This is a genomic window from Marinobacter sp. UBA2498 (assembly GCF_002341575.1).
GTDB classification, from domain to species: domain Bacteria; phylum Pseudomonadota; class Gammaproteobacteria; order Pseudomonadales; family Oleiphilaceae; genus Marinobacter; species Marinobacter manganoxydans.
In genome coordinates, this window is sequence record NZ_DDOI01000092.1 from 829 (window position 1) to 13401 (window position 12573).

Genomic DNA, 12573 nt, shown 5'->3' on the forward strand with positions numbered 1-12573 from the left:
AGGCATTGCTCTGCACATGGAGCCACTTCCCCGCTACAATGACTGCCCTTGAATTAATCGACATTATACGGGATTCCGGAATGAGATCAGGTCTTCGTTTGCTGTTACTTTCCACACTGGTTGTTCTGGTCAGTGCCTGCGCCTCCAACAAGCAGGAGGAAGTACTTCCGGAGAAGACCTACTATGAGAATGCACGCCAGGCCATGACCTCCGGGAATTTCAACGAGGCAGAGGAGAACCTGGATGCCCTGGAAACCTACTATCCCTTCGGTCGCTACGCCGAACAGGCCCAGCTTGATCTGATTTATGCCCGCTACCAGAACCTGGACCTGGAAGGTTCCCGCGCAGCTGCCGACCGTTTTTTGCGTCTGAACCCGCAAAGTGACCACGGGGATTATGCGCTCTATATGCGTGGCCTCGCCTCCTACAACCTGGATATCGGCCTTGCTGCCCGTTACTTTCCGATCGACGTTGCGGCCCGGGATCCAGGCGAGCAGCTGCAGTCTTTCCGGGATTTTTCGGAACTGCTGAGCCGCTACCCGGAAAGCCAGTACGTCGCAGATGCCCGACAGCGAATGATCGCAGTGCGCAATCGCATGGCTGAGCTGGAACTTTACGCTGCCCGCTATTACGTCAAACGCCAGGCCTATGTGGCGGCCAACAACCGGGCGCGGTACATCATCGAGAATTATCCGACCGCAACGGTTACTGAAGAGGCTCTGATTATCCTGGCAGAAACCTTTCGCTTCCTGGATCTGAAAAAAGGTTCACAGGACGCAATCGCCATGCTCCGTACCAATTTCCCGGAAAGTGAGGCATTCAATGCCGACGGCGATTTTGAGGTGGATCTGCTGGAGGGTGAAAACCGTTCACTGACGAACGTTGTTACCTTCGGTTTGATGGGCGACGAGTAAGGGCTCAAACAGCTGAATTTGGGGCCAGATGAAAAGTTCATCTGACCCCGAATACTTCAACTATTTGCCACTCTTCCAGCCGTTGGTGATCGGATAACGCCGGTCCTTGCCAAATCCTCGCTCGGTAATTCGAACACCAATCGGCGCCTGCCGACGTTTGTATTCGTTGATATCTACAAGACGAATAACCCGCTCAACGTCGACTCGCTCGAAACCTTCCGCAACGATCGCATCGGCACTGAAATCCCGCTCTACATACAGATTCAAAATCTGATCCAGTACATCGTAACCGGGCAGGCTGTCTTCATCTTTCTGGTCCGGCGCCAGTTCTGCCGATGGCGGCCGGGTGATCACACGCTCGGGGATCACTTCTCCCTCCGAAAGCGTGTTGCGGTATTTGGCCAGGCGGAATACCAGGGTTTTGGGCACATCCTTGAGCACATCAAAGCCGCCAGCCATATCGCCATAAAGCGTTGAATAGCCCACCGCCATTTCGCTCTTGTTACCAGTGGTCAGCACCAGGGAACCGAACTTGTTGGAAAGCGACATCAGCAAAACACCACGGAGACGCGCCTGCAGGTTTTCCTCGGTTGTGTCCGGCTTGGTGCCCTCGAAAGGCGCTGCAAGGGTTTCCATGAAGGCGTCGTACATGGGCTCAATGGAAAACACATCATACTGCACGCCCAGGGCAACGGCCTCGGCCTCGGCATCCTCAAGGCTCATGCTGGAGGTGTAACGAAACGGCATCATCACCGCGCGTACCCGATCCTTGCCCAGTGCATCGACGGCAACCGCCAGAGTCACTGCCGAATCGATACCGCCTGAAAGCCCCAGAACCACCGATTGGAATCCGTTCTTATTGACGTAATCCCGTACACCGGTCACCAGGGCGCTGTAGACATTGGCCTCCAGCGTCGGCTCTTCCGGCAACGCCTGGGATACCGGCTGACAGTGGTGCTCGCACAGAAAGTCGACCGGATACAATCCTTCACCAAACTGAGGGGCCTCCGCAGTCAGCACACCGGAATGGTCAAACACCATGGAGCCACCGTCAAAAACCAGCTCGTCCTGACCGCCCACCAGATTCACATAAACGATACTGACCAGATTCTCCCGGGACTTCCGCTCAAGCAACGCCTTCCTGCGTGCCTGTTTATCGATATCGTAGGGCGAGGCATTGAGGTTCAGAATAAGACGGGCACCTGCAGCGGCGCAGTCCTCCACCGGCCCCTCCTTCCAGAGATCCTCACACACAGTAATTCCCACCGGAACGCCCCGGATATCCAGAGTCAGGACATCCCGGCCCTCGGTGAAGTAACGCTTCTCGTCGAACACCTGATAGTTGGGTGGGAAACGCTTGAAGTACCGACCTGTGATTTCGCCTCCATCAATGACCACCGCCGCGTTGTACAGCAGCGCGCCATGGCGAAGAGGAGCACCGATAACGATCACCGGGTCCAGCCGTTCCGCCTGCAACCTTTCCAGCGCTTCGTTGACCCGCACTTCCAGGCTCGGGCGCAACAGCAGATCCTCCGGCGGATAGCCGGTCAGGCAAAGCTCCGGAAAAACCACGATGTCTGCCTGGTGCTCCGACGATGCCCGGCGGGTAGCCTCCAGGACGAGCTCGGTATTGCCGGGTATGTCTCCCACCAGAAAATCCAGCTGGGCCATCACCACCCGCAGTTTTCTCGCAGACACCCCGGACGCTGCCTGGTTTCCGGACACGGACATAAATCGGCTCCTGTAACTCATTGCCATGAAAAGGCTATTATAACCCCGCATAGGCGTGGATTTCTTCCGACCAACAGCGGATTCCTGTAAATCATGGCAGCAGATACACCAGTACGATCGGCCGAAGCGCTCGGCCCGGCCCCTTCGACACCGTCCGGAATCCAACAGGCCAAGCTGTTCAGGATCTACAACCACTACCGACTAGTCGTGAGTCTGATGCTGGTGGCACTGCTATTCGTGGATCCCGTCAACTTTGACATGCGGTTCCGGCTGTTGGATTACTACCAGGCAGGCGTCTCCGCTTACCTGGGGCTGAATGCCTTCATTGCCCTGCTCCTTGTGGCCGGCTTTCACCCCAGCCAGCGCCATATAACGCTTTCGATCCTGCTGGATATTCTCATCATGCATGGCCTGCTGCTTGCCAGTACAGGCATTACCAACGGCCTGGCCAACCTGGTGATTGTGTCTGTTGCGGCGGGCAACATTCTGACCCCGAGTCGCATGGGGACCTTCTACGCGGCTCTGGCTGCGATATGTTCCCTTGGCATATCCGGATGGGCCGTGCTGGCGCTGGGTGAGTCCGCCGACGATATCGTCCGGGCCGGCTCACTGGGCATCCTTTATTTCGCAGCAGCTTTCGTCCTGCAGAGCATCTCCCGCCGAATGATGCGCAGCGAGGCTCTTGCCAGCAGCCGCGCCCGGAGCATCGCTGAACTTGAGAAGATCAACCAACAGATCATTCAACGCATGCGCACCGGTATTCTGGTGCTCGACCGTTTCGGCCAGATCCGCCTTGCCAACGCCGCCGCCGAAGAGCTTTTATACGGCGCCCCAAAAGTCTCGGCACCGATTCACGAGCGAGCGACCGTTTTGCCAAAGCCACTCAAACAGGGCCTGGACGCATGGCTGAAGGACCCGACACAGCGCATCGAACCCTTTCAACCCTCACCCACCTCGCCGCTATTGCAGGCCAACTTTACTCAGCTGGACCAGGAGCGAGGCGACCAGATCCTTGTATTCATCGAAGATATGAGCAAAGTCACCCAACAGGCCCAGCAAATGAAGCTGGCATCGCTGGGCAGACTCACGGCCGGCATTGCCCATGAAATTCGCAATCCGCTGGGGGCGATCAGCCACGCGGCCCAGCTCATGGAGGAATCCCCTAACCTCGACCCAGGTGATCATCAGATGCTCGGGATCATCCGGCGCCATTCGCGGCGGGTGAATGGCATCATCGAGAACGTGCTTGATCTTTCAAGGCGTCGAGCTGCCAACACAGATCTGATCGAAGTTGCTCCATGGCTACAGGAATTCAAAGAAGACTTTCTGCAAACGCAGAATGAAGGCCGCGCTGAGGCCGAAATTATTCTTAAAATCGATCCCCAACTGCCATCTGCGAGATTCGACAAGAGCCAGATTGAACAGGTCATGGTGAATCTTTGCGACAACGGGCTACGCTACAGTGAACAGCACTCGGGGCAGCGAAGAATCGGCATCCATGCGGGGGCAACTGAGGACGGAGAGCGAACCTATATTGATGTCCGCGACCAGGGCCCTGGCATTGCACCCGAGCACAGAAATTCTGTGTTCGAACCCTTTTTCACCACAGACAAGACCGGAACCGGGCTCGGGCTTTATCTGGCCCGGGAACTGTGCGAGGCTAATCAGGCCCATCTTTCGCTGGTAGAGGATAACAAACCCGGCTGCTGTTTTCGCATTACATTTGCTCATCCGGGGCGAATGATCTGAACCGGCGCCGGTGGATATCGGGCGCTTGAACAACGACATGGAACCGACGACACAAGATGACCACATACACAGCGCTGATCGTTGATGATGAACCGGACATCCGGGAGTTACTTGAGATCACCCTCACCCGGATGGGCATAACAACCCTCACGGCACCCGACCTCACCAGCGCCCGGAAATTGCTGGAACAGAACGCCACCCACCTCTGCCTGACCGACATGAATCTGCCAGACGGTAATGGCATTGAACTGGTCCAGTGGATTCAGAAACACTCTCCGGCCACGCCTGTTGCCGTGATCACAGCGTACGGCAACATGGACACCGCGATTGAATCGCTCAAAGCCGGGGCTTTTGATTTCGTGTCCAAACCGGTGGAGCTGCCCCGACTAAGGGAACTGGTCAATAGCGCCCTCAAACTCGCTGAGCCCAAGGCAGACGCGGAAGATACAGCCGACGAGCCAGGCCTGCTACTCGGCAAATCACCAGAGATTCGAAAACTCCGAAACCAGACCCGAAAACTGGCCAGAAGTCAGGCACCGGTCTTTATCAGTGGCGAGTCTGGCAGCGGCAAGGAATTGGTAGCCAGAATGATCCACCTCCAGGGGCCCCGCCGCGAAGGACCGTTCATCGCGGTTAACTGCGGTGCGATTCCCTCGGAACTGATGGAAAGCGAATTCTTCGGCCACAAGAAAGGCAGCTTTACCGGGGCCGTGGAGAACAAAGACGGCCTGTTCCGCTCTGCCAACGGAGGTACCCTATTCCTTGATGAAGTGGCAGACCTGCCCCTGGCCATGCAGGTGAAACTGCTCCGCGCCATACAGGAAAAAGCCGTTCGGCCCGTCGGGGACACCAAGGAAGTGCCCGTCGACATTCGGGTACTGAGCGCCACCCACAAGAATCTGCCGGAGCTGGTCCAGGAAGGCAGCTTTCGTCAGGATCTTTTCTACCGGATTAACGTGATCGAACTCGCAGTACCACCCCTGAGAGAGCGGCCGGATGATATTTCTCTGCTTTCGAATCACATTCTTGAACGGATTGCGAAAGAGTATGAGTGTGACCCTGCCTCGTTAACGCCAGCGGCCGTGGACAGACTGCGAGGCTATGACTTTCCGGGCAATGTCCGGGAACTGGAAAACGTCTTGGAGCGGGCTTTTACCCTGTGCGACGCTGACCAGATTGATGCTGATGATCTGCATCTGGGGAATGGTGTTCAGCATGCAGCTTCGGCCTCGCAGATCATTGCCGAGGGCCAGGTTGGCGAGGGAGAAGGAATCGCCGTGCCCGATGGGGAAATCGATCTGGAAGGGTATCTGGAGAAGATTGAACGACAGGCCATTGAGAAGGCGCTCGAAGCGACCCGGTGGAACAAAACTGCAGCTGCAAAAAGACTGGGAATCAGTTTTCGGGCACTGCGATATCGATTAAAGAAGCTAGGTATGGAATAGCTATCTCCACAGATGGTTGTCTTTTTTTCAACTATAGGTCGCATTCAGACATATAATAATTCAATGCCTCATCACAGGACGTGATAGGTTAATTACTTGATCTACCTACAAGGATGTAACAATGGATTCCTCGCTAAAAAAGCAAGGCTTCACCCTGGTTGAAGCAGTTGTCACTGTGGCACTGATTGCCATCACGGCAAGCGTGGCCAGCATTTCGTGGAGCGGCGTTGTTTCCGCCAGTCGTCATAATGATCTGGTTAATGGCACACATAGACTGTTCGCAACCGCTCGCAGCTTTGCCGTTCATCAGGGAACCCTCACCACAGTCTGCCCACTCTCTGCGCAACTGCAGTGCGTTGACGACTGGAACCAACCTGTCTCAGTCTTCCCGGACATGAACAACGACAAACGTCCGGATTCGAACAAGGTTCACAAAGTCCTTGAACTCACTAAAACCGGCTCCCATCTCTTTTCAAGGACAGCGGGGAGAGGTTACTTCCAGTTTTCATCGGACGGCATGAGCCACGGCACGATGGGAAGCCTCGTCGCATGCTCACGCTTGAATACAGCCGAATTCGAAATGACTTATATGGCCATCAATATAGGTGGTCGCCTGAGATCACTGAGAGACAAGAACCGCGACGGCAAGATAACACTCCCCTGGGGAACCATAATCAAGTGCCCCGGTTGACGCATAAAATCAGGCATGAACCGCTCGCCCCCTTAATCCTGCCATTCGTCGCCGAAACGATGCAGAGTGAAAAACACTCTGTTTCAATAGGACGATAGCCAAGAACAGGATTGGATATGATAAAAAAAACCTCGGGTTTCACTCTTATAGAGTTGATGATTACCGTCGTTCTCCTCGCGATTGTGGCTGCAGTTGCGGTCCCTGGCTTTAATCGGGCGATCGAAGGAAACAGACTGGTATCGGGCACCAACCTGTTGGTGTCATCGATCAAACTAGCGAGAACCGAAGCCATCAAACGCGGCACGGCTGTCACGCTGAGTACCGATGGAGGTCTGGGCGGGGGCTGGTGCGTCCATACTGGCGACGCAACTGGCGACTGCGCCAATGATCAGATAAGGGCATTCGAAGCCCCTCAGAGCCTGACATTCACGGAGACCGCCGGCGATCTGGTTTTTGATCGAAGGGGATTCCTGATCCCGCAGACTGCGCAGTCCTTCACCATTGCGCCCAACGGGTGTGCCTCGGGCGCCAATACCTTCCGGACTATCCGTATCAGCCCGGTAGGCAGAACCGAGATTGATGGCGGAGCATGCCCATGAAACATTCTCTAACACGGAAACCCGGAGCACGATCTTTTGCTTTTCCGGTTAACAAACAGTCGGGCGTTGGCCTTATCGAAATAATGGTGGCGGTGTTGGTGCTCGGCATCGGGATCCTGGGGATAGCATCAACCCAAATCATATCGCTACAAATGAACACCCAATCCCAGAATCGCAGTCAGGCGGTTTTGTTGGCTGAGGATCTTCTCGACAGGATCCGCGCAAACTCCGACAACCCTGGGGCTTACGCGCTCGCACAAGGCGATGCGCAAGGGGCAAACAATGGCGCATGCGATACGTCGTTCGTTCCCGGAAATGCCTCAGTCAGCGCCAATGACATCGCAGCATGGGAAAACAACCTTGCCTGTTTACTACCGGCAGCCGAGAGAACGGTTGCAGTAAACGGCGATACCGTGACGGTGACCATCGACTGGGATCAGGATGATGCCGCTATGAACCCTGTTGTAGTGAGGACACAGATTTGATGATACACAAGTCGAAATCTTACGCCCGGTTACCAAGGCCTGCCCCGCTAGCCCCACAGTCCGGCCTGTCACTGGTCGAGCTAATCATTTCGCTGGCTCTTGGTCTCATTATTACCCTGGGTGTCACGCAAATTTACCTCAGCGGCAATGACACCTATCGTCAGACCCAGGGGCTTGCGCACGCCCAGGAAAGCACACGCTTTGTGTCGGCGGTCTTATCCCCGGATCTGCGATCTGCGGGCAGTTTTGGCTGCCTGGCCGAAATGGGGCTGCCCCTGGATCAGGTTGTTGACAATCGCCTGAATGGCGGGCTGGTTGTCCCTCTGAGCCAACCCGTTCAGGGATGGGATTATACAGGGACGGGCCCCGGAGACAGCGTCACTCTGGCGGGGGCCCTGGCAACGCCGACCGCAGGGAACTGGGCTTCTGGCACAGCGGGCACCTCCCTGCCGGCATCGCTTGCCGGATCTGTCGTCACCAATTCCGATGTCATTATCGTGAATGGCCTTACACCGCTGAGCGTGCCGGTGGATGCCGGCAATCCCCAGAATGGAAACAGTATCAACCTGACCGACAATTCTGGTGTTCCAGTTAATCGAATTGTTCTTGCAACTTTGGGAGATTGCTCAGAGGGCGAACTGTTCCAAAAGAGCAATAATGCCAATTCTAGCGCAATCACAATGGCAGGAGGCAATGTCAGCCCGGGAAATAATGGCAACAATTTCAATCTCGCCTATGAGCCACAAACCAAAGTCTATGAATTCACCTCGATGGCCTATTACATTGGTCAAGGCACCAATGGCGAACCGGCCCTGTTCAGACGTCTAATGACGCCGCTGCAGGCGCCTCAGGAGCTTGTCTCCGGTGTCGAAACGCTCCAGATTCTTTATGGAGTTGATACTGGCGGAAGCAATGCTGCCGACGACTATGTTCCCGCTGACGAGGTAACTGACTGGGAGGAGGTCGCAAGTGTACGCTTTTCGGTTCTGACTCGGAGCCAGGACGATGTGCTTGACCAGCCAAACGGTCGCAGTTTCGACATGCTGGGCAGCGAGGTGAGCCAGGCGAATAACGGAGACAGCCGTGTCCGCATCGTCTCCGTAACTACAACATCATTGAGAGGGCGGATGGAATGATCAAGCGTGCAAACACACCAGTCATTAACTCGGCGCCTTTTTCTGCAACGCAGAGGGGGGCAACCCTGGTAGTGGCTCTGTTCATGCTTCTGCTTATCTCTCTTCTCGCGGTTGGCGGCATGCAGGGTTCCATCATGCAGGAGCGGATGGCCAGCAATGCACACGACGGAGCTATGTCCTTCCAGGCCTCTGAAGCTGGGCTTCGCCAGGGAGAAGCAGACCTGATAGGCAGCCTCGCCAGCCGCCAAACAGCATTCGCAACCAACAGGCTGACCACGCCCTGGAATTGGGATGGCAATAACCCTGCGGCTGCTGGAACCGGGAATGCTGGCGCCGGTGTCAGCGCTCAACCTGCTTATCATCAAGCGCGCTTAGCCGATGTATGTCCAATCGAGCCAGGACAACCCTGTTTTGAGCGCTTCGAGGTAACCTCTCGCGGCCAGGGCGGCAGCCCGAACGCTATTAGCGTCGTACAGTCAACCGTGCTCTTACCCCCGGAGTAATCATGAGCGCCATGCACACATCGCAGCCGAATCGTTGCCGTTTGCTCCAACTGGAGATTAAGCCATGAAACAGAAAACGAGAATACTCAAGAAAAATATCCACCTATCCAGGCTATCAACGTTTGCGGCAAGCCTACTTTTCTCGCTTGCAACAACACAAGCGGCTTTTGCCCAAGTAAACCTGGCTTCGGTGCCGCTGTTCTTGAAAGAGTCCGTTGACCCCAACCTGATGTTTGTCTTCGATGACTCAGGCTCAATGGGCTGGCGTTACATGCCTGACAATCTAGGGGGAGACGCAAACGAAAACTGGTATTATTCGAGCGATGTCAACAAAATTTATTACGATCCGGACGTTACCTATCTTCCCCCATATAAGCCTGATGGCAGCGGCCGCTATCCAAACTCCTCTTATACCAGCGCCCCGGTAAATGGGTTTGACCCGAACTCGGGGACGGATAATCTAAGCACGTACATTCGTTTCGATCAGATTGGATCCATTGAAGAAGGTTTCTATATGGATCTTATCCAGTCGCCCCAGTGCATAGCGAACCCGAAGGTCAACAGCTGTTTTAACACGGTCCTGCTTAATAACGCGACAGCCGATGTGAAGCAGAATTATGCCAACTGGTTTTCCTACTACAGCACGAGGGACAAGGCAGCAAAGTCGGGGATAACTGAGGCCTTTTTTAATCTGCCGGAAAACATTCGGGTCGGCTATGGTGCCATCAACGTCAACAACAATACCATTGATGGAGTGGCCGACACTGACACTATCGTCAGTGGCGTCCGTCCCTACACAAGCGCAAGAAGACAACAGTTTCTTACCTGGTTGCATGGCAAGAGTGTAAGCGGGGGAACTCCACTCAGAACTGCCCTCAAGGATATTGGTGAGTATTACTCCAGAAGCGACAACCAGGGTCCCTGGGGCGCAACGCCTGGCACCAATGACACCACTGCGCAGGTAGAGTGCCGTCAGAGTTTCTCCATTCTAATGACAGATGGTATCTGGAACGGTGGTAGTCCAAGCGTTGGCAACGTCGACAATACTGCGGGCCCCTCTTATACGAACCCCGACCCTGATGGCGACGATTTCTCCTATACGGCAGTTTCGCCGTTCGCAGACAGCCATTCCAATACACTCGCCGATGTGGCAATGGAGTACTGGAAAAACGACCTTCGAACGGACCTCGCGAACAAAGTCCCGACAGGAACTGTCGATCCGGCATTCTGGCAACACATGGTTACGTTTACCATCGGCCTTGGTGTCGTTGGCGACATCTCTGAGGCAGATGCAACCGCTGCGATTGCGTCTGGAGATCAGATAACTTGGCCAGAGCCAGATGATAATCGAAGCCCCGAAAACATCGATGACTTGTTGCATGCTGCCATCAACGGCAGGGGCGGTTACGCAAGCGCGCAGGATCCTGGGGCTTTTACCTTGGCTATCCAGGAATTCCTGGGTGATCTGACTGCTCGCGCCCAAACCTCCGCTTCCTCTGCTGCGGTCAGCTCCGCTGTCCTCAGAACGGAATCGTTGGGCTTCTTTGCGGGATTCAGGAGCGAAGACTGGTCGGGCACGTTGACCGGCTTCAACTTTGATCAAGGTTCCGAGATCTGGAATGCGGAAACAGTACTGGCTAATACAACACCTGCAAACCGAACGCTGATTACTCACAATGGCACCTCAGGCGTCGAATTGGCATTCAGCAGCACAAGTTCCCTTTCGAACCTCTCGACAAATCAGCAACAGGCATTGAACGCCGATCCTACACTGGCATCAACCGTGGACAACCTTGGTTATAAGCGTTTGGCATGGCTACATGGAGACACAAACGCGGACAGCTCATTCAGGTCCCGTGAAACAATTGATCAATCCGGTGCTTCCGTAACTCGCCTGCTCGGCGACATTATCAATGCGAATCCCCAATTTGTAGGTAAATCCAATTTTGGATTTAGCAGACTGCCTTCGACTGAGGGAAGCAGCTACGGAGCTTTTCGTTCAACGACGGATTATCAAAACCGAATCGATGCGCTCTATGTGCCCGCGAATGACGGCATTCTTCATGCTTTCAACAGTGAAACTGGTGCAGAGCTTTTCGGTTATGTACCTGGAGAGCTGCTTCTACCTCAGGGCACGAACAGTCACGCTCGCATTTCTGAGTTAATGCTTCCAAATTACTCGCATAAATATTTAATGGACGGTACGCCCCGAGTACAAGACGCGTACATTGACAAGGACGGAAACGGGTCCGCAGAGTGGCGAACTGTTCTTCTCGGTACGATGGGCCTCGGCGGTAAAACTGTTTTCGCGCTCGACGTAACTGACCCAGGTTCTTTCTCACCCGCGACAGACGTACTCTGGGAGTTCACACATCCGGATCTTGGCTATGGAGTAACCGACCCCCAAATCGCACGATTAGCAGATGGCACATGGGCCGCCATCTTCGGTAACGGCTACAACAGCGCCAACAACCAATCCAGCCTCTTCGTTGTTGATCTTGCCGATGGCTCGTTGATCAAAGAACTGGAAACCGGTGCTGGTAGCAGCGCGGCTCCAAATGGGCTAGCAGCGCCTGTCATTACGAGTTTTCCTGAAAGGGATGCCATCACCCGCCATGTTTATGCAGGCGACCTCCAGGGCAATATGTGGCGTTTCGCGATAGCAAGCTCCAACACGAATAGCTGGAGTACCGAAAAGGTATTCTCAGCCCAGGACAACGGCGGCACAGCCCAACCCATTACAGTTGCTCCGCGGGTAGCCCTAAACCCAACCGATTCTGACGAACTGGTACTCGCTTTTGGAACAGGAAGCTTCTTGAGAAACGGCGACGAAAGTAACTTCAACGTTCAAAGCCTTTACAGCATCAAAGATGACCTTTCGCAAACCAATCTTACCCGTTCAGACCTGCTGGAACAGACGATCACAACGCAAGAGACTGTGACGGTAACTAAAGCGTCCGGAGTCGGCACCAATACCTTTACTGTGCGCGAAACCTCCGAGAACCAGCTTACCTCTGAAAATGGCTGGTATCTGGACCTGATCTATGGATCCACCCAGACCGGAGAGCGGGTTATTAGCAGAGCAACCTTCCCGTTCGGGGTGAATCCAGACCGCGTGAGATTTACTACAGTCGTTCCTGATGACGACCCCTGCTCCAGCGGTAGAACGGGCTTCATAATGGACCTCAAGTTGACGAGCGGACAGCCGTCTGACGACCCGGTTTTCGACCTCAACAGTGATGGTATATTCAATTCCGGCGATATCACCGGTGGCTATGCACCAAGTGGCATACAGTATGGTTACGGTGGTGAGAATCGAA

Annotated in this window: 10 protein-coding genes; 9 read left to right on the plus strand and 1 reads right to left on the minus strand. The window is 54.7% G+C overall.

Features of this window, described 5'->3' with window-relative positions; all coding sequences use genetic code 11:
* The first annotated feature begins 80 nt into the window (after positions 1–80).
* Complete coding sequence (locus tag B2W52_RS12810; protein WP_008170703.1) at positions 81–914, plus strand: outer membrane protein assembly factor BamD; 834 nt, start codon at positions 81–83, stop codon at positions 912–914.
* Positions 915–974: 60 nt separating this feature from the next.
* Here B2W52_RS12810 and B2W52_RS12815 read toward each other — a convergent pair whose 3' ends face one another.
* On the minus strand, positions 975–2645 hold the full coding sequence (locus B2W52_RS12815) for an NAD+ synthase (protein WP_273070315.1): 1671 nt from the start codon (positions 2643–2645) through the stop codon (positions 975–977).
* A gap of 93 nt (positions 2646–2738) precedes the next feature.
* Here B2W52_RS12815 and B2W52_RS12820 point away from each other — a divergent pair, with 93 nt between their 5' ends.
* From B2W52_RS12820 to B2W52_RS12855, 8 genes are all read left to right on the plus strand, one after another.
* A complete protein-coding gene (locus B2W52_RS12820; protein ID WP_273070317.1) occupies positions 2739–4394 on the plus strand; it encodes a sensor histidine kinase in 1656 nt (551 codons plus the stop codon).
* A gap of 56 nt (positions 4395–4450) precedes the next feature.
* On the plus strand, positions 4451–5839 hold the full coding sequence (locus B2W52_RS12825; protein ID WP_286803432.1) for a sigma-54-dependent transcriptional regulator: 1389 nt from the start codon (positions 4451–4453) through the stop codon (positions 5837–5839).
* 121 nt (positions 5840–5960) lie between these two features.
* The gene (locus tag B2W52_RS12830; RefSeq protein WP_273044311.1) at positions 5961–6530 is read left to right on the plus strand and encodes a GspH/FimT family pseudopilin; all 570 of its coding nucleotides are present in this window, start codon (positions 5961–5963) and stop codon (positions 6528–6530) included.
* A gap of 116 nt (positions 6531–6646) precedes the next feature.
* Positions 6647–7129: a GspH/FimT family pseudopilin gene (locus tag B2W52_RS12835; protein WP_088559228.1), complete on the plus strand. Its 483-nt coding sequence runs from the start codon at positions 6647–6649 to the stop codon at positions 7127–7129.
* Positions 7126–7614: a type IV pilus modification protein PilV gene (pilV, locus tag B2W52_RS12840; RefSeq protein WP_273044315.1), complete on the plus strand. Its 489-nt coding sequence runs from the start codon at positions 7126–7128 to the stop codon at positions 7612–7614. Before B2W52_RS12835 ends, pilV begins: the two co-directional genes overlap by 4 nt.
* Positions 7614–8750, plus strand: coding sequence for a PilW family protein (locus B2W52_RS12845; protein WP_273070321.1), 1137 nt, complete (start codon positions 7614–7616; stop codon positions 8748–8750). Before pilV ends, B2W52_RS12845 begins: the two co-directional genes overlap by 1 nt.
* Positions 8747–9253, plus strand: coding sequence for a pilus assembly PilX family protein (locus B2W52_RS12850; protein ID WP_273044319.1), 507 nt, complete (start codon positions 8747–8749; stop codon positions 9251–9253). Before B2W52_RS12845 ends, B2W52_RS12850 begins: the two co-directional genes overlap by 4 nt.
* Positions 9254–9317: 64 nt before the next feature.
* On the plus strand, positions 9318–12573 hold a 3256-nt coding region (locus tag B2W52_RS12855), incomplete at its 3' end, for a pilus assembly protein (protein WP_286803437.1).